Annotated in this window: 14 protein-coding genes; 10 read left to right on the top strand and 4 right to left on the bottom strand. The window is 63.7% G+C overall.

Annotated features, from left to right (window positions below):
- The first annotated feature begins 48 nt into the window (after window positions 1-48).
- The 3 genes from ACZ46S_RS05130 (at window position 49) to clpA (ending at window position 3,680) form a co-directional block, all read left to right on the top strand.
- Window positions 49-582 carry a phasin family protein gene (locus tag ACZ46S_RS05130; RefSeq protein WP_295743437.1) on the top strand — a complete coding sequence of 178 codons (534 nt, stop codon included), beginning with the start codon at window positions 49-51 and terminating at the stop codon, window positions 580-582.
- 276 nt (window positions 583-858) lie between these two features.
- Complete coding sequence (gene clpS / locus ACZ46S_RS05125; protein WP_008493450.1) at window positions 859-1,188, top strand: ATP-dependent Clp protease adapter ClpS; 330 nt, start codon at window positions 859-861, stop codon at window positions 1,186-1,188.
- Between the two features lie 149 nt (window positions 1,189-1,337).
- Entirely contained in the window at window positions 1,338-3,680 is a 2,343-nt protein-coding gene (gene clpA, locus ACZ46S_RS05120) for an ATP-dependent Clp protease ATP-binding subunit ClpA (protein ID WP_464063622.1), read from the top strand.
- A gap of 166 nt (window positions 3,681-3,846) precedes the next feature.
- Here the strand turns inward: clpA and ACZ46S_RS05115 are convergent, their stop codons facing one another.
- Complete coding sequence (locus ACZ46S_RS05115) at window positions 3,847-4,158, bottom strand: zinc ribbon domain-containing protein YjdM (protein WP_295743429.1); 312 nt, start codon at window positions 4,156-4,158, stop codon at window positions 3,847-3,849.
- A gap of 77 nt (window positions 4,159-4,235) precedes the next feature.
- Here ACZ46S_RS05115 and ACZ46S_RS05110 point away from each other — a divergent pair, with 77 nt between their 5' ends.
- The 6 genes from ACZ46S_RS05110 to ACZ46S_RS05085 all read left to right on the top strand — a co-directional run bounded on the left by ACZ46S_RS05110 (window position 4,236) and on the right by ACZ46S_RS05085 (window position 11,690).
- Window positions 4,236-5,120 (top strand): DMT family transporter, encoded by an 885-nt coding sequence (locus ACZ46S_RS05110; RefSeq protein WP_464063621.1) that lies wholly within the window; start codon window positions 4,236-4,238, stop codon window positions 5,118-5,120.
- Between the two features lie 306 nt (window positions 5,121-5,426).
- Entirely contained in the window at window positions 5,427-6,158 is a 732-nt protein-coding gene (locus tag ACZ46S_RS05105) for a gluconate 2-dehydrogenase subunit 3 family protein (RefSeq protein ID WP_464063620.1), read from the top strand.
- 18 nt (window positions 6,159-6,176) lie between these two features.
- The gene (locus ACZ46S_RS05100) at window positions 6,177-7,946 is read left to right on the top strand and encodes a GMC family oxidoreductase (protein ID WP_464063619.1); all 1,770 of its coding nucleotides are present in this window, start codon (window positions 6,177-6,179) and stop codon (window positions 7,944-7,946) included.
- 11 nt (window positions 7,947-7,957) lie between these two features.
- Window positions 7,958-9,193 carry a c-type cytochrome gene (locus tag ACZ46S_RS05095; RefSeq protein WP_464063618.1) on the top strand — a complete coding sequence of 412 codons (1,236 nt, stop codon included), beginning with the start codon at window positions 7,958-7,960 and terminating at the stop codon, window positions 9,191-9,193.
- 233 nt (window positions 9,194-9,426) lie between these two features.
- Window positions 9,427-9,831, top strand: coding sequence for a DUF5335 domain-containing protein (locus tag ACZ46S_RS05090; protein ID WP_464063617.1), 405 nt, complete (start codon window positions 9,427-9,429; stop codon window positions 9,829-9,831).
- A 152-nt stretch (window positions 9,832-9,983) separates the two neighbouring features.
- The gene (locus tag ACZ46S_RS05085) at window positions 9,984-11,690 is read left to right on the top strand and encodes a tetratricopeptide repeat-containing sulfotransferase family protein (protein WP_464063616.1); all 1,707 of its coding nucleotides are present in this window, start codon (window positions 9,984-9,986) and stop codon (window positions 11,688-11,690) included.
- A 23-nt stretch (window positions 11,691-11,713) separates the two neighbouring features.
- Here the strand turns inward: ACZ46S_RS05085 and ACZ46S_RS05080 are convergent, their stop codons facing one another.
- Window positions 11,714-12,763 carry a glycosyltransferase family 4 protein gene (locus ACZ46S_RS05080; RefSeq protein ID WP_464063615.1) on the bottom strand — a complete coding sequence of 350 codons (1,050 nt, stop codon included), beginning with the start codon at window positions 12,761-12,763 and terminating at the stop codon, window positions 11,714-11,716.
- Window positions 12,764-12,971: 208 nt separating this feature from the next.
- Between ACZ46S_RS05080 and ACZ46S_RS05075 the strand changes: the two genes are divergently transcribed.
- The gene (locus ACZ46S_RS05075) at window positions 12,972-14,633 is read left to right on the top strand and encodes an ABC transporter ATP-binding protein (protein WP_464063614.1); all 1,662 of its coding nucleotides are present in this window, start codon (window positions 12,972-12,974) and stop codon (window positions 14,631-14,633) included.
- A gap of 75 nt (window positions 14,634-14,708) precedes the next feature.
- Here the strand turns inward: ACZ46S_RS05075 and moaB are convergent, their stop codons facing one another.
- Both moaB and ACZ46S_RS05065 read right to left on the bottom strand, forming a co-directional pair.
- A complete protein-coding gene (gene moaB, locus ACZ46S_RS05070) occupies window positions 14,709-15,248 on the bottom strand; it encodes a molybdenum cofactor biosynthesis protein B (RefSeq protein ID WP_464063613.1) in 540 nt (179 codons plus the stop codon).
- On the bottom strand, window positions 15,245-16,681 hold the full coding sequence (locus tag ACZ46S_RS05065; RefSeq protein WP_464063612.1) for a lytic transglycosylase domain-containing protein: 1,437 nt from the start codon (window positions 16,679-16,681) through the stop codon (window positions 15,245-15,247). Before ACZ46S_RS05065 ends, moaB begins: the two co-directional genes overlap by 4 nt.
- Window positions 16,682-16,905 lie beyond the last annotated feature (224 nt).

Below are 16,905 nucleotides of genomic sequence, written 5' to 3'. Positions count from 1 at the left end.
CGGTTGGAGCTGTGCAGACTTCGTCATTCTAACGGGAGCCGAACCCAGATGAGCGCCACCAAGACCAAGACCGCCGCCGCCGCCGATGCAACCGTCGCCACCATGGAGGGCGCTGCTGACGCCTCCGTGAAGTCGTTCGAGAAATCCATGTCCGCGCTGCGCGAGAACATGGAAAAGGCCACCAAGGGCTTTGAGACCTCTCAGGCCAAGATCAAGGAAAACGTGGAGAAAGCCGTGAAGACCTCCGAAGAAATGCTGGCTTTCGGCCAGGGCAATCTGGAAGCCTTCGTCAAGGCCTCGCAGATCTACGCCGCCGGGTTCCAGGACATCTCCAAGCACCTGGCCGCCGCCTCCAAGGCCACGCTGGAAGAGAATGTCGCGTTCTCGAAGTCGCTGATGGGCGTGAAGTCCGTCAAGGAAGCTGTCGATCTGCAGACCGGCTTCGCCAAGGCGAGTGTCGAGAAGGCGGTGTCCGAGACCAACAAGCTGGCCGATGCCTCCGTGAAGCTGGCCGAGCAGGCGATGGCCCCGCTCACCGCCCGCCTGACCGTCGCGGTCGAGACCTTCGGCAAGTTCCACTAATCAGCCCGTCGCCGCCGTCTCTGGCGGCGCTGTTTGGGGAAAAACCGGCCTTAGGGCCGGTTTTTTTGTTTAAAAACGTATCCTCACCTAATCTCGGCATGGGCTGAAAGCGGCCGTTAAGCACCCCATGTTTTTCACATTGAGGAAAATCGCTCTTTCATAGCGGCGTGTGGTTTCGATATGCTTGGAACCAGGATGGGTTCGAATGCCGCGCGTTGGGCGTCCCGCGGTCTGGCTGGGTGGCACCGGCGGGTATTTGCTGAAGGTAAGTGATTGATGAGTGAGAACGACAAACGCAAAGGAACCGAGGGGCCGGGGGCCAGCGTCGTGGCGAAGCCACGGCCGAAGACCCGCAAGCCGACCATGTACAAGGTTCTGATGCTGAACGACGATTACACGCCGATGGAGTTCGTCGTGCATGTGCTGGAGCGGTTTTTCCAGAAGTCGCGGGACCAGGCGACGCAGATCATGCTGCATGTGCATCGCCGCGGGGTGGGGGTGTGCGGGGTCTATACCTATGAGGTCGCCGAGACCAAGGTGACTCAGGTGATGGATCTGGCCCGCCAGAACCAGCATCCGCTGCAGTGCACGATTGAGAAAGAGTGACGTTTTAATTTACGATGACATTCCCATGTTAATCTGTACCCTGCAAAACTGCGTAAACGGGAATTGCAGTCACCCAATGCCAGCCGGACAGGCAGATTGAATGTCCGGACCTAAGACCCCGTGGATCGGGGTGAAAGAACGGTTTAGCCATGCTGTCTCGCAACCTAGAACAGACTCTCCACCGGGCCCTGTCCTTGGCCGCCGACCGGAAACACGAATATGCCACGCTGGAGCATCTGCTCCTCGGCCTCGTGGACGACGCGGATGCGGTGACGGTATTGCGCGCCTGCGGGGTGGATCTGGACAAGATCAAGAAGGATCTGACCGAATTCCTGGATAAGGATCTGGCCGGTCTGGCGACCGATCGCGGCGGCGATCCGAAGCCGACCGCCGGCTTCCAGCGCGTGGTGCAGCGCGCCGCCATCCATGTGCAATCCTCCGGCCGCGATGAGGTGACGGGGGCGAATGTGCTGGTCGCTTTGTTCTCCGAGCGCGAGAGCCATGCGGTGTATTTCCTGCAGCTGCAGGACATGACCCGGCTGGATGCGGTGAATTTCATCTCGCATGGCATCGCCAAGAGCCCGGGCAAGTCCGCCCCGCGCCCGCCCACCGGCTCCTCCGAGCCGAACGAATCGGGTGAGCGAGAGGAGAAGGGCACCGCCAAGCGCGGCCAGGACGCGCTCTCCACCTACTGCGTCAATCTGAACAAGAAGGCGAAGGAAGGGAAGATCGACCCGCTGATCGGGCGTGAGCACGAGATCGAGCGGACGATTCAGATCCTCTGCCGGCGCACCAAGAACAACCCGCTTTATGTGGGCGATCCGGGTGTGGGCAAGACCGCCATCGCGGAAGGGCTGGCCAAGCGCATCATCGATGCGGATGTGCCGGAAGTGCTGCTGAACGCCACCATCTTCGCGCTGGATATGGGCGCGCTGCTGGCCGGTACGCGCTATCGGGGGGATTTCGAGGAGCGGCTGAAGGCGGTGGTGACCGAGATGGAGGCCAATCCCGGCGCCATTCTGTTCATCGACGAGATCCATACCGTGATCGGCGCCGGGGCCACATCCGGCGGGGCGATGGATGCGTCCAATCTGCTGAAGCCGGCTCTGGCCCAGGGCACGCTGCGCTGCATCGGCTCCACCACCTATAAGGAGTTCCGCAATTATTTCGAGAAGGACCGCGCCCTGGTGCGGCGCTTCCAGAAGATCGATGTGAACGAGCCTTCGGTGGAGGATGCGGTGAAGATCCTGCGCGGGCTGAAGGGCGCGTATGAGAAGCATCACAAGGTGCGCTACAGCGATGACGCGATCCGCGCCGCGGTGGAGCTCTCGGCCAAATACATCAATGACCGCAAGCTGCCGGATAAGGCGATCGACGTGATCGACGAGGCGGGGGCGGCGCGGATGCTGCTGCCGGAGAATAAGCGCCGCAAGACCGTGACGCTGAAGGATGTCGAGGAGATGGTCTCCAAGATCGCCCGCATTCCCGCCAAGTCCGTCTCCAATGACGATAAGGAGGTGCTGCGGCATCTGGAGCGCGATCTGAAGGGCATGGTGTTCGGCCAGGATGCCGCCATCGAGGCGCTCTCTGCCGCGATGAAGCTCTCCCGTGCCGGCCTGCGCGACCCGGAGAAGCCGATTGGCAATTATCTGTTCTCCGGCCCGACCGGCGTGGGCAAGACCGAGGTGGCGCGGCAGCTGGCCTCGACCCTGGGCATCGAGCTGACCCGGTTCGATATGTCCGAATATATGGAGCGGCATTCGGTGTCGCGCCTGATCGGTGCGCCGCCGGGCTATGTCGGGTTCGACCAGGGCGGCATGCTGACCGATGCGATCGACCAGCACCCGCATTGCGTGCTGCTGCTCGATGAGATCGAGAAGGCGCATCCGGATCTGTTCAACATCCTGTTGCAGATCATGGATCACGGGAAGCTGACCGACCATAATGGCAAGCAGGTGGATTTCCGCAATGTCATCCTGATCATGACGACCAATGCGGGCGCTGCCGACATGCAGAAGCCGGGGATCGGCTTTGGCAAGCAGACCCGGATCGGCGAGGATGAGGAAGCGGTGAAGAAGCTCTTCACCCCGGAATTCCGCAACCGGCTGGATGCGATCATCCCCTTCGCGGCGCTGACGCCGGAGATTGTCGGCCGCGTGGTGGAGAAGTTCGTGATGCAGCTGGAAGCGCAGCTGGCGGACCGGAACGTGACCATCGAGCTGTCCTCGGCGGCCAAGGAGCTGCTGGCCGAGCAAGGCTACGAGCCGCTTTATGGCGCGCGGCCGCTGGGCCGGGTGATTCAGGAGCAGATCAAGAAGCCGCTGGCAGAGGAGCTGCTGTTCGGCAAGCTGGTGAAGGGCGGGGCGGTGAAGGTGAGTGTGAAGGACGGCAAGCTGGCCTTCGACATCTCCGAGGCGCCGGCCCTGGCGCTGCCGAAACCCGAAGCCGAGGGCGACGGGGACGACGAGAAGGCGCCGGAAGAGGTGCACTGAGATTAAAAACGGCGCCGAAAGGCGCCGTTTTTGTGCGGACGTTTTTGGTGCCGCTTTTTTCCAAAAAGCGGCGTTCAGACAAAGGCCGGATCGCCCCCAGAGGGGGCGTCCGGCCTTTGTCTCTCGCGACCCTTTTTTGCAAAAAAGAGTCGCCCCCAAAAAACGCTTACGCCTTGCGCACAAACTCCTGCTTGATGAAATAATCCCCCGCCTCGATCGCATGATCCCCGCTATGCAGCCGGATATTCTTCAGCTTCGTCCCCACCTTCAGCCCGGTGGATGACCCCTTCACCTTCAGATCCTTGATCAGCACCACCGTATCGCCAGCCGCCAGCACGGTGCCGTTGGCATCGCGGATCAGCTCCGCCGCCTCGGTGATCTCGGCGGGCCATTCAAACCCGCACACGTCACAAATATGGGTCTCGCCGGAGAGATGCGTCTCCTCCAGGCTGCATTGCGGGCAGGTTATTTTGGTCATGCGCTGGCTTTAGGCGCGGGGCGGGGGCGCGTAAAGCCTGTCTTGTCCTGAAACGATTTGGCTGGAAGAAGGGCGGCATGTCACGCCTGGTTGCCAATCTGCTCCTGCTCACCGCCGCCTGCCTTTGGGGCGGGGCTTTCGTGGCCCAATCCGAGGCGGGGGCCTGGCTCAATCCGGGCTGGTTTACCGGGCTGCGTTTCGCGCTGGCCTTCCTGGCGGTGTTGCCGCTGGGCCTGTGGGAGGCGCGGCGCGCCCGCCAGAAACTGCGCGGGATGATGGGGCTGGTGGCGCTGGCGGTGATCTTCGCCATCTCTACTTTCCTGCAGCAATGGGCGCTCTCCTTCACCAGCGTCACCCATGCCGGGTTCTTGACCGGGCTTTACGTGATTTTCGTGCCGATGCTGGAGATGCTGGTGCTGCGCCGGGCCGCGCATCCCACCGTTTGGGGCGCGGCGCTGCTGGCGCTGGCCGGAACCTGGTGCCTGGGCGGGCGGATCAGCGGGCTCGGCTTTGGCGACGCGCTGATCATCGTCTCGGCCTTCGGCTTCGCCGCCCAGATCGTGCTGCTGCAACATGTGGGCCGCCATACGGGCCGGCCGGTTGCCGCCGCCCTGGCGCAATCCGCCGCCTGCGTGCTGCTGGGAAGCGGGGCGGGGGCGGTGATGTCGCCGCTGCATCTGGCGGCTATTTATGCCTGCCTGCCGCAGCTGCTCTATGGCGGCATCATCTCCGGCGGGGTGGCCTTTCTGTTGCAGGCGCTCTGCCAGCGCCATACCGGTGCGACCGATGCGGCGGTGATGTTGATGTCCGAATCGCTGTTCGCGGCCCTGTTCGCGGCCCTGCTGCTGCATGAGCGGCTGAGCGAAACCGGCTGGATCGGCTGCGCCTTGCTGTTCGGCGCGCTGGCCCTGGCGCAATTCGGCCCGGCCATCTGGGCCCAGGGCCGCAAAGCGCTGCCCTAAAATAAAGTTATAATTTTAGATAAGCCGAAAATTTGCGGATCGGATTAGGATGAAAATCCTTTCTAGGGGTAGGATGAGAGACGGAGTCAGGGCTCCGAGCTGATTATTTCGCCTTCGGCTCGGACCTCAACCGGCGCTCATGTCAAGCCGTAAAAAAGACTGAGCCTGTTTGCAAAAATACACTGCGTTACAATGCGCTGCCGGGCTTTCATGCCCTCGGGATCCCGGCTTATGTAGGTGTGTCATCCTTACCTAATGTAAGGGGCGCGCGATCTTGCTGCTATAAAAAGACATGGAGTGCTCGCTTTGAACCAGTCCGTCATCGCCAGGCGGCGTTTCCTGCTTGCGTCGGTTTCGCTGATGGCCGCCGTGCCGACCATCGGCTGCGCGCAGAGCTATTCCGGCGCTCTGCCCTGGAGTGCCAACGCAAACGGGTCGCCCAAGCCGGTTGACCCTGCCGGTTGGACCTATTTCACCCCGGAAGAAGTCGCCGTCATCGACGCGCTGGTGGATCGGCTGATCCCCGCCGACGACCTCTCCCCGGGTGGCAAGGATGTCGGCATTACCGTTTATATCGACCGGCAGCTCTCCGGCCCGTTCGGCAATGATAGCTGGTTCTATATGAGCCCGCCTTTCCAGGAAGGCTATCCGGGCCAGGGCGTCCAGAGCCCGGTGACCCCGGCGCAGCGCTATCGCAAGAGCATCGCCGCGCTTGAGGCTTATTGCCACGGCGCCTATGCCGGCAAGGGCTTCGCGCAGCTCCCCGCGGATGAGCAGGACAAGCTGATCGGGCAGATGGAAAAGGGCACGCTGCAGCTGGGCAAGCTCAGCTCTAAGGCCTTCTTCCAGGTGCTCTGGCAGAACACCAAGGAAGGCTTCTTCTCCGATCCGGTCTATGGCGGCAACAAGGACATGGCCGGCTGGAAGATGATCGGCTTCCCTGGCGCGCGCTACGATTACCGCGACTGGGTGACCAAATATAACCAGCCTTTCCCGCTGCCGCCGATCGGCATCAAAACCCACCCCGACTGGTCCTGAGCCCCGAGGAATAGAAACATGGTAAAAACGCTCCCCCGCAAGGATGTGGCGATCGTTGGGCTCGGCTGGACCGGCTCGATCCTCGCTTATGAGCTGACCGGTGCCGGCCTGGATGTGGTCGCCATCGAGCGCGGCGAATGGCGCGACACCGCGACCGATTTCCCGCCCGCCTGGGCGCCGGATGAGCTGCGTTACGGCGTGCGGCTGGATCTGTTCCAGCGCCCGGCCCAGGGCACGGTGACGCTGCGCAATAATATGAGCCAGACCGCCCTGCCGGTGCGCCAGTTCGTCTCCTTCCTGCCCGGCAACGGCGTCGGCGGTGCCGGCGTGCACTGGAACGGGATGACCTACCGTTTCCTGCCGACCGATTTTCAGCTCCGCTCCCACGTGACCCAGCGCTACGGCGCCAAGGCGATCCCGGATGACATGACCATCCAGGATTGGGGCGTCACCTATGAGGAGATGGAGCCCTATTACGACAAGTTCGAGAAGCTGGCGGGCATTTCCGGCAAGGCCGGGAATCTGAACGGCCAGATCCAGGCCGGCGGCAACCCGTTCGAGGGCGCGCGCGCCAGCGAATACCCGACCAAGCCGACCACCCCCACCTACGGCCCCAGCCTGTTCGCCAAGGCGGCCGAGAGCCTGGGCTATCACCCGTTCCATGTGCCCTCGGGCAATCTCTCCGAGAGCTATACCAACCCGCTCGGCGTGACGATGGGCCAGTGCTCCTATTGCGGCTTCTGCGAGCGCTTTGGCTGCGGCAATTACTCCAAATCCAGCCCGCAGACCTGCGTGCTGCCGGCGCTGATGCTGCGCAAGACTTTCGAGGCGCGGACCAAGTGCAATGTCACCCGCATCAATCTCGACAATACCGGCAAGAAGGCCACGGGCGTCACCTATGTCGATGCCAAGGGCGAGGAAGTGTATCAGCCGGCCGATATGGTGCTGGTCTGCAACTTCTCCTTCAACGCCGTGCATCTGCTGATGGTCTCGGGCATCGGCACGATTTACGATCCCAAGACCGGCAAGGGCACGGTTGGCCGCAATTACGCTTATCAGTGCGATTCCGGCGTGGCGCTGCAGCTGCCCGAGGGCACGCATCTGAACAAGTTCATCGCCGGCGGTGCCATCGGCATGGTGATCGACGACTTCAACGGTGACAATTTCGACCATACCGGCCTCGGCTTCATCGGCGGCGGCAATATGGGGGCCACTGTCACTGGCGGCCGGCCGATCCAGCAGCTTTCCATGATGCCCGGCACGCCCAGCTGGGGGGCGGGCTGGAAGAAGGCGGCGAAAGAGAGCTACCAGACCGTGTACGGGCTGGGCGCCCAGGGCAGCTCCTATTCCTACAAGGATTGCTATCTGGATCTCGACCCGACCTACAAGGACCCGTATGGCAGCCCGCTGCTGCGCATGACCTTCGACTGGAAGCCGAACGAGTTGAAGATGTCCGCGTATATCACCGCGAAGCTCGAAGAGATCGCCAAGGCGATGGGGGCGGTTTCCACCCATGCCGCGCCGCGCAAGGGCAATTATGTCGTCACCGTGTACCAGTCCACGCATAATACCGGCGGCGCGGTGATGGGCGATGACCCCTCCACCAGCGTGGTCAATAAATATGGCCAGAGCTGGGACGTGCCGAACGTCTTCGTCTTTGGTGCCGCCTTGTTCCCGCAGAACCATGGCTACAACCCGACTGGCACGGTGGGCGCGCAGGCCTATCTCGGCGCGGACGGGATCGTGAACCAGTATATCAAGAGCCCTGGCGCTCTGCTGCACGTCTGAGGAGAGAGAGAATGAGCCATATGCGTTTCCTCACCCAGGCGGCCGCAATTCTGGGGTTCACCGCGATGTCCGGCATGGCGCTGGCGCAGACCGCGCCGGGCGATGCGCAGACCATCGCCCAGGGCAAATATCTGGCCACGGCCGGAGATTGCGCGGCCTGCCACACCGCCCCCGGCGGCCAGCCGATGGCCGGGGGACTGGCGATCAACACCCCGTTCGGCAAGATCATCTCGCCGAACATCACCCCGGATAAGGAAACCGGCATCGGCAACATGTCCGATGCGGACTTCATCAAGGCGCTGAAGCAGGGGATCGGGCATGACGGGCATCTCTACCCGGCGATGCCCTATGTCTATTACAACAAGGTGCCGGATGATCAGATTTTGGCGATCCGCGCCTATCTCAACACGCTGAAGCCGGTGGACCATAAGGTCGTCTCCGATCAGCTGCCCTTCCCGTATAATATCCGCGCCGCGATGATCGGCTGGAACCTGCTGTTCTTCCCCGATAAGGGGGATTTCAAGCCGGATGCCAGCCAGTCCGCCGCGTGGAACCGGGGCGCCTATCTGGTGCAGGGGCTGGAGCATTGCGCCGCCTGCCATACGCCGAAAAACGCGCTGGGCGGCGATGAGACCGACCATGAATTCCAGGGTTATATCGTGGACGGCATGAATGCGCCGAACATCACCGCCTCCTGGAACGGCATCGGCTCCTGGAGCGTGCAGGATATCGCGGATTATCTGAAGACCGGCCATAATAAATACGCTGTCGCTTCCGGCCCGATGGCGGAGGCGGTGAAGAACTCCACCTCGCAGCTGACGGATGCGGATGTGAAGGCGATGGCCGTCTATATCAAATCCCAGGCGGGGGCGCGCGGCAACGCCCCGGCCCCGGTGGCCGCCACCGATCCGGCGATGCTTGCCGGCGCAAAAATCTACAGCGATGAATGCGCCGCCTGCCATACCGGGAGCGGCATGGGCAAGGAAGGCATCTTCCCGGCTCTGGTGAAGAGCCCGGTGGTGCAGGCCGACAAGCCGGCGACGCTGATCGGCATCGTGCTGCATGGCGGCCATGGCGTGGGCATGCCCACCGCGCCGACCGCCCCGGCGATGCCCGCCTTCGGCTGGCTGTTGAGCGATCAGCAGATCGCGGATGTGGCCACCTATGTCCGCAATGGCTGGGGCAATGCCGCGCCCGCCGTGACCGCGGATGAGGTGAGCAAGGCCCGCGCGGTCAAGAGCAACTAGAGCAATATGTGTTCAGGTTGACGCGCCAGCGTCAAAATAAACACATGAAATTGCTCGCTAAAACAAAAGCTAGAGCATCAAGCTAAAAGCTTGATGCTCTAAGCGCCCGGCTCGTAAAATGATGAAAACGCCCGGCTTCGGCCGGGCTTTTTTTCGCCTGGAAAGCCGCCGGCGGCGATACCATCTATAGGCTCTGACCAAACGTCACTCACGCAAGCGCAAAGGGGACGAGCATGGTGACAGAACAGCTAAGCCGCGCCGGATGGGGCGCCTATTTCGATCAGCTTTCCAAGAGCTTGCCGCAGGCCGATGCGGAACTGCGGATTTCCTCGCAGCAGCTGGGCAGTCAGCTGGAAGCGGACTGGATGAAGCTGAACGGCATCAGCTTCGATCATCATAACGACATCATCGTGATCTCGATGCAGGGGCTGGAACATATCATCCACGCACCCGCCACCGCCTATGCCCAGCTCGAAAGCGGGCGGGTGGAAAATCTGGAAATCACCGATGCCCAGGGCGAGCGCTGCCTGCTGCATTTGCGCTGGCCGCGCGCGGGCAAGGATGTGGACGAGGTGATCGACGAGGCCGGGGAGGAGACATTTCCGGCGAGTGATCCGCCACCCTGGGCCGGGGCATGATCTAGCCGCCGGCGGGAGGCTCCGGTAATCTCGTTGGCATGACGGATCTAACTCCTTGTGACTGCGGCTCCGGGCTGCGGCGTGTACGCTGTTGTGGCCTGGACCTTGCCGAACTGGCGCCGGCTTCGGCGCATCTTGTCCTTTCACCTGTGATGAGCCAGGCGGAGGAGCACTTTGCTGCGGGCGATTTTGCCGCGGCGGAGCAGGCGGCGTTGCAGGTTTTGGAGCTTGCTCCGGGACGCGAGGATGCGCTGCTGCTGCAGGCCCGGCTCTGCCGCCAGCTCGGGCGCAGCAAGGCCGCCGAGGCGCTGCTGCGCCGGGCGGTGGCGTTGAACCCGAATCATTTCTGGGCCACCAACGACCTCACCTTGCTGCTGCTGGCGCAAGGCGCGCTGGCCGAGGCCGAGGGCCATGCCCGCAACACCATCCGCATCGCCCCGCAAAACCCGCAGGCGCATAATCTGATGGGGCTGGTGCTGACCGAGGCCAACCGGCCGCAAGTGGGCGAATATCATTACCGCCAGGTGCTGGCGCTGACCGCGCGCGATGAGCCGGTGACCTGGGCCAATCTGGCCTGGAATCTGAAAGCCCAGGGCCGCATCGATGAGGCGCGGGCGCTGTATCAGCGCGCCATCGCCGCGCCGCCGCCGGTGCAGCAGACCTATCTCGGCTATGCCAAGATGGAGGAGGCGGACCGCAAATTCGAGCGGGCGCTGGAGATATTGGACGAGGCTGAAAAGCTGTTTCCCGGCACAGCCTCGATGCGGCTGACCCGCGCCACCGTGCTGGCGCGGCTGGGCCAGCATGAGGCGGCGCTGGCGCTGCTGAACGCGCTGGAGCAGGGCGGCGGCCAGCTGGGGCCCTCCGAGCTTTCCGAAAAAGGCCGGCTGCTGGAGCGCATGGGGCTGCATGACGAGGCCTTCGCCTGTTTCGATGAGGGCAAAAAACGCGCTTTGGCCGCCGGCGCGCGGCCTTATATGGCGGCGCAGGCGGGCGATCTGGTGGCGCGGCTGCAGGGGTTTTTCTCCGCCCGGCGTCTGGCCACCCTGCCGGTGGCGCAGGCGCGTTTGGATATGCCACAGCCGGTGTTCATTCTCGGCTTCCCGCGTTCCGGCACGACGCTGATCGAGCAGACGCTTTCGGTGCATCCGCAGATCGCCGCCGGCGATGAGCTGCCCTTCATCAACGACATCACCCAGATCATGCCGCGCCTGTTGGCAAGTCCGCTGAATTATCCAGAGGCTTTGGCGGAGTTGTGGATGGGCGACCAGCGCGACGGGCTGGAGGAGCTGCGCGACTATTATTTGCGCCGCGCCGCCAAGGCGGGGATATTCAAGGAGGGAGCGGGATTTTTCACGGATAAGATGCCGTTGAACGAGACCCATATGGGGCTGATCTCGCTGCTCTTTCCGCAGGCGCCGCTGGTGCATGTGATCCGGCATCCGCTGGATGTGGTGTTGTCGGTCTATTCCAACTATCTCACCCACGGCTTTTGCTGCGCCGCCGAGCTGGAGAGCGCGGCCCGGCATTATATGCTGATCTTCAATCTGATCGAGCATTATAAAGCGAATTTGCGGATGCGCTATCTGCCGGTGCGCTATGAGGAGATGGTGGTGGACCAGGAGGCGCAGGTGCGCAGGATCCTGGATTTCATCGGTGTTGGGTTTGATCCGCGCTGCCTCGCGTTTGAACGCAATACACGCTATGCGCGCACCGCCTCCTACGCGCAGGTGACGGAGAGATTATATGACCGCTCGCGCTATCGCTACCAGCATTATCTGAAACATCTCGGGCCAGCGCTGGATATTTTGCGGCCGGCGATTGAGCTTCTGGGCTATGAAGTCGAGGGGGCGGCGTAAGCAAACGCCGCCCCGCGTTTCGGTTACTGCACCAGGCGCAGTTTCGGGCGGCGCGCCAGGATCAGATTTTCATAGACATTCACGTAATCCTGCGCCATGCGGCGGGCGGAAAAGCGCGCCTCGAAGCGCCGGCGGATGCGCGCGCGGTCGAGCTGGTCCGCCGCCTTCAGCGCCTGCGCCGCCTCGTCCTCGTTATTGACGATGAAGCCGGTGACGCCATGTTCGATGATTTCCGGCACCGAGCCATGGCCATAGGCGATCACCGGGGTGCCGCAGGCCATCGCCTCGATCATCACCAGGCCAAACGGCTCCGGCCAGTCGATCGGCATCAGCAACGTCTTCGCGCCGGAGAGGAACGCGGATTTATCGCGGTCGCCAATCTCGCCGATCAGCTCGGCATCTTTGCCCAGCATGGGAGCGATCTGTTCGGCGTGGTAATCGGCATCGACGGCATCCACCTTGGCGGCGAGCTTCAAAGGAATCCCAGCGGCCCGGGCGATGCGAATGGCGCGGTCGGCGCGCTTCTCCGGGCAGATGCGGCCGAGGAAGGCGGCATAATCGCGTGGCCTATCCAGCGGTTTCAGCAAATTCAGCGGCAGGCCGTGATGCACGGTGGCGATGAAATTCGCGTCCTTCAGCGGCGTTGCCTGGGAGTCCGAGATTGAAACCAGGTTCTGCGCCGGCAGGCCGGCATAGACCGGGTTCAGTTCCGGCAGATCCAGCCTTCCATGCAAAGTCGTGATAAACGGCGTGGTCTGCCGTGCGAACAAGGAGGCCGGCATATAGTCGATATGGAAATGCAGAATGTCGAAATCGCTGGCGCGTTCATAAACTTTTTCCAGCAGCAGGAATTGCGGCGCCATCCGGTCGCGCAGGGATTTATCCAGGCGCAGCGCCTGCGGCCAGACGGCTTCCAGCTTCGCGTCGGTGAAGGAATCGCCGCTGGCGAACAGGGTCACGTCATGGCCCATGGCCACAAGCTCTTCCGTGAGGAAGGAGACAACACGCTCGGTTCCACCATAGAGTTTCGGCGGCACCGCCTCATGCAGAGGCGCAATCTGGGCAATACGCATTCTTTCGGCCCTTTCTTCGGCAATGGAGAAATGCTGCGCCGCATAATCCAGCTTGATGTGTCATCAATAAGGCACAATCTGCTGGCATATGTCGGAAGCCATGAATCAGATGATGGAAAATCCTAAAGATTTTTTAACGCCAACTGAACGGCAGCCAGCGCGCTTTCTGTGGCGCGCGGTCTCGCGCCACGGATTTGCGCATCTTGTCGTGTTGGCCTCGGTACTTGCCGGTGTCGGCTGTTCCGTGGCCTCGCAATATGCGGTGAAAAATCTGGTGGATGTGATGGCGCGGCATCAGACCCAGGCGGTATGGGGCGCGTTCGCGGCGCTGGCCGGGCTGATCGCGGTGGATAATCTCTCCTGGCGCCTTGGCGGCTGGGTCTCGGCGAAAACTTTCGTGGAAGTCACCGGGGATTTAAGAAAATTCCTGTTCAACCATGTGCTCGGCCATTCCACCGGATTCTTCGTCAGCCGGCGCGCGGGCATGCTTGCGGGGCGGATTTCCGCCACCGGCAATGCGGTGTTTCGCATCGAGAGCGTGATCACCTGGAATGTGCTGCCGCCTTTGGTGGCGGTGCTGGGCTCGGTGATCATGATCGGCTTTGTCGTCCCGGCGATGGGGCTGGCCTTGGTCGCGGTGTCCCTGGCGCTGGGCGCGGTGCTGGGGCGCATGGCCTGGAAGGGCCGGCATCTCAACAGCCATTATGCCGAGGCCGCCGCCGCGGTGGACGGGCAGATTGTCGATGTGATCAATAATGCCGGGGTGGTGCGGGCCTTTGGCGCCACGCTGCGCGAGGCGCGGCAATTCGAGCGCGAGGTGGGTGGCGAAATGCAGGCCCGCCGCCGCAGCCTGCGCTATCTGGAAAAAATCCGCCTCGCCCATGCGGTGACCACGGCGGTGCTCACCGCCGGGCTGCTCTATTGGGTCATCGCCCGCTGGCAGGCGGGGCTGGCCAGTGCCGGTGATGTGGTGCTGGTGGTGAGCCTGGGCTTTACCGTTCTGCACGGCACCCGCGACCTCGCCGTGGCGCTGGTGGATATGGTGCAGGACTGGGCGCGGCTGGCCGAGGCGCTGCGGGCCTTGCTGATCCCGCATGACATGCCCGAGCCGGCCAGTGCCGCCGAGCTGGAGGCGCCGCGCGGGGCGGTGAGTTTCCGCAAGGTCAGCTTCGGCTATGGCGGGGCCGCGCCGGTGCTGCGCGGCATCGATCTGGAGATCAAGGCGGGCGAGCATGTCGGGCTGGTCGGCAAGTCGGGCTCCGGCAAATCCAGTCTGCTGGCGCTGCTGCAGCGCCAATATGACCCGGCCAGCGGCGAGATCCTGATCGATGGCCGCGATGTGTCGTCCCTGAAAAAGCTGAGCCTGGCCGGGGCGATCTCGGTGGTGTCGCAGGATGTGCAGATGTTCCATCGCTCGGTGCTGGAGAATATCCGCTACGGCAAGCCGGAGGCGAATGTCGCGGAGGTGCGCGCCGCCGCCCGCGCCGCCTATGCGGAGGATTTCATCGACGCGCTGCCCGATGGCTATGAGACGATGGTGGGTGAGCGCGGCCTGCGCCTCTCCGGCGGCCAGCGCCAGCGCCTGGCCATCGCCCGGGCGTTTCTGCGCGACAGCCCGATTCTGCTGCTGGATGAGGCGACCTCGGCGCTGGATTCGGAGTCCGAGGCGACGGTGCAGATGGCGCTGGCCCGGCTGGCGCAGGGGCGCACCGTCATCGCGGTGGCGCACCGGCTCTCCACCTTGCGGGATTTCGACCGGATTGTGGTGATGCAGGAGGGGGTGATCCTGGATCAGGGCGCGCCGGACGATCTGGCCAGCCGCCCTGGCCCGTACCGGGACATGCTGGCGCTGCAGCTGCAGGCGGCTTGAAGCCTGGGCCCGATCCTGGCCCCGATCCTGGGCCCCGATCGCCAAAAGCCAAGCCGCGCGCGGCGGCTTTGCGGGTCAGGCTTTGAAATGTTCCTTCAGCCGGGGCATCAGCTCGACCAGATTGCAGGGCCGGTGCCGGGCATCCAGCTGGAAGCGCAGAATATCGTCCCAGCCATCCTTCACCGCCCCGGTGGAGCCGGGCAGGGCGAAGAGATAGGTGCCGTTGGCCACCCCGCCCAAAGCGCGGGACTGCATGGTGGAGGTGCCGATCTTGGCGTAGGAGAGCATGCGAAACAGCTCGCCGAAGCCCTCGATCTTTTTCTCCAGCACGCGCTCGAAGGCTTCCGGGGTGACATCCCGGCCAGTGACGCCGGTGCCGCCGGTGGTGATGACAACATCCACCGCCGGATCGGCGATCCAGCCGCGCAAGGCGGCTTCGATCAGCCCGGCATCGTCCTTGATGATGGCGCGGCCCGCCAGCTCGTGGCCGGCCTCCTTCACCCGGGCCGCCAGCGCGTCGCCGGAGGTGTCGTTTTCGGCGGTACGCGTGTCCGAAATCGTGGCGATGGCGATGCGCACCGGCAGGAAGGTCCGGCTTTCGTCGATGCGGCTCATTGCGCGTCGGCGGTCTGCACCGCTTGCGGCGCCGGGCTGAAATCCTGCAGCCTGGGGAAATCGCCCTCCGCCAGCACATTGAGGCTACGCGGCTTCAGCCCGATCTCTTCCGAATAGAGCCAGCTATCGGCCAGCACCTGACGCACGAAGCGGCGGGTCTGGTCGTTGGGGATGGTCTCGATGAAGAGCAGCGGGTCGGAATCGTCCTTGATCGCGCTGTACCAGGCCGAGGCCGCGCCCGGCCCGGCATTGTAGCTGGCCAGGATGGCCAGCAGATTATCCTGAATCCCCGGCTGGCTGCCGAGATATTTCAGATAGGCCTGGCCCAGCGCCAGATTGGCGGAGGGATCGTTGATCGAGCCGGTCACACCTTCGGCGGCGCGCATGGTGGCGGCGGTCTGCGGCATCAGCTGCATCAGCCCGCGCGCGCCCACCGGGGAGGTGGCGTGGGCGTCAAAGCCGGATTCGGTGCGGGCGAGGGCGTAGATCAACGCCGGATCGACGCTGAAGCCGCCTTGCGGATGCATGGCGGGCAGCGGCAGCCGGGCGCCGGCGATCTCGTCCACCGGGCTTGGCATGGTGCCGGCGATGGCGATGGTGACATCCACCATGCCCGCCCGCGCCGCCACGGCCATCACCGAGCGGCTGAGGCCCGGCGTCGCCTTCATCTGCGGCCAGAGGGCGCGCAGGGCGGTCTCGGCCTCGTCGTTGAGGCCGAGCTGCAGCAGCTCGAAAGCCAGATGCCCGTCCGGCAGCGAGTCGACCGCGGTGGCGTCGGCTTCGGTCAGCGTCGCGGAGATGCCGGTGGGGCCGAAACCCTGGCCGAGCAGCCGGCCGGCCAGCATGCCATAGAAGGTGTCGGCGGCCCAGCTCGCCTGGTGCAGCCAGTCCAGATACTGGTCCGGCTGCTGCAGGCGCAGCGCCGCGCGGGCGGCCCAGAAGGCGCTGGCGGCGCGGTCATCGTCGGAAATGCCCGACAAGCCGGCACTCTTGCGGAAATCATCGGCGGCCGCCTGGATATTATTGGCCTTCCAGGCGGAGAGGCCGGCCGTGAAGCCACGGCGCCAGCTGGCCGCATCCGGCGCCAGAGCCGGCCGCGCGGCAGCACCGGCGGTGAGGGTTTGCTCGGGCAGCAGGGCCAGATGCGGGGCGGCCGGCAGCGCGGCGCGCGCCAGCTTATGCTGCATCAGCTCGTAAATCGCCGGGGCGTCCGGGCTGTTTCTGTATTTCGCCCACCAGGCGGTCAGCTCGGCCGGCTTGGTGATGTAGTTGCTGCTGAGATAGCGGATGGCCAGCACGCTGCCGACCAGCCCGTCATCGGACACCCGCGCCAGCATCTTGTCGGACGCGGCGAAATCCCCCGCCTTCTGCAAGGAGAGGGCGCGTTGATAGAAAGCCACATCGCTCGGGGAGAGCGGTTGCGGCAATGCCACCTCGACACCGCCAGGAGGCGTGTTTCGCGGCACGGCATAAGCTACAGATTCCCCGTTGGTGCCGGCGGCCGGCTGTGTGGGGGGCGTCGTCGATCCCTGGCCTTGTCCCAAATCAGAGGACTTCGCGAACGCCTGCGCATGCAACGCACAGGTGAAAGCAAAAACGGACACGCCAGCAAGCGCCGCACGCGTCACGTTCAGGCGGGAGAGCGTTTTGATGGCTC

Source organism: Acidocella aluminiidurans (assembly GCF_055383125.1).
The sequence above is the reverse complement of the archived record's forward strand: the minus strand, read 5'-3'. Positions and strand labels throughout refer to the sequence as shown.

Coding starts and splice junctions, on each gene's coding strand:
- ACZ46S_RS05130 (WP_295743437.1), top strand. CDS start 49: ATGAGCGCCACCAAGACCAAGACCGCCGCCGCCGCCGATGCAACCGTC.
- clpS (WP_008493450.1), top strand. CDS start 859: ATGAGTGAGAACGACAAACGCAAAGGAACCGAGGGGCCGGGGGCCAGC.
- clpA (WP_464063622.1), top strand. CDS start 1,338: ATGCTGTCTCGCAACCTAGAACAGACTCTCCACCGGGCCCTGTCCTTG.
- ACZ46S_RS05115 (WP_295743429.1), bottom strand. CDS start 4,158: ATGACCAAAATAACCTGCCCGCAATGCAGCCTGGAGGAGACGCATCTC.
- ACZ46S_RS05110 (WP_464063621.1), top strand. CDS start 4,236: ATGTCACGCCTGGTTGCCAATCTGCTCCTGCTCACCGCCGCCTGCCTT.
- ACZ46S_RS05100 (WP_464063619.1), top strand. CDS start 6,177: ATGGTAAAAACGCTCCCCCGCAAGGATGTGGCGATCGTTGGGCTCGGC.
- ACZ46S_RS05095 (WP_464063618.1), top strand. CDS start 7,958: ATGAGCCATATGCGTTTCCTCACCCAGGCGGCCGCAATTCTGGGGTTC.
- ACZ46S_RS05090 (WP_464063617.1), top strand. CDS start 9,427: ATGGTGACAGAACAGCTAAGCCGCGCCGGATGGGGCGCCTATTTCGAT.
- ACZ46S_RS05085 (WP_464063616.1), top strand. CDS start 9,984: ATGAGCCAGGCGGAGGAGCACTTTGCTGCGGGCGATTTTGCCGCGGCG.
- ACZ46S_RS05080 (WP_464063615.1), bottom strand. CDS start 12,763: ATGCGTATTGCCCAGATTGCGCCTCTGCATGAGGCGGTGCCGCCGAAA.
- moaB (WP_464063613.1), bottom strand. CDS start 15,248: ATGAGCCGCATCGACGAAAGCCGGACCTTCCTGCCGGTGCGCATCGCC.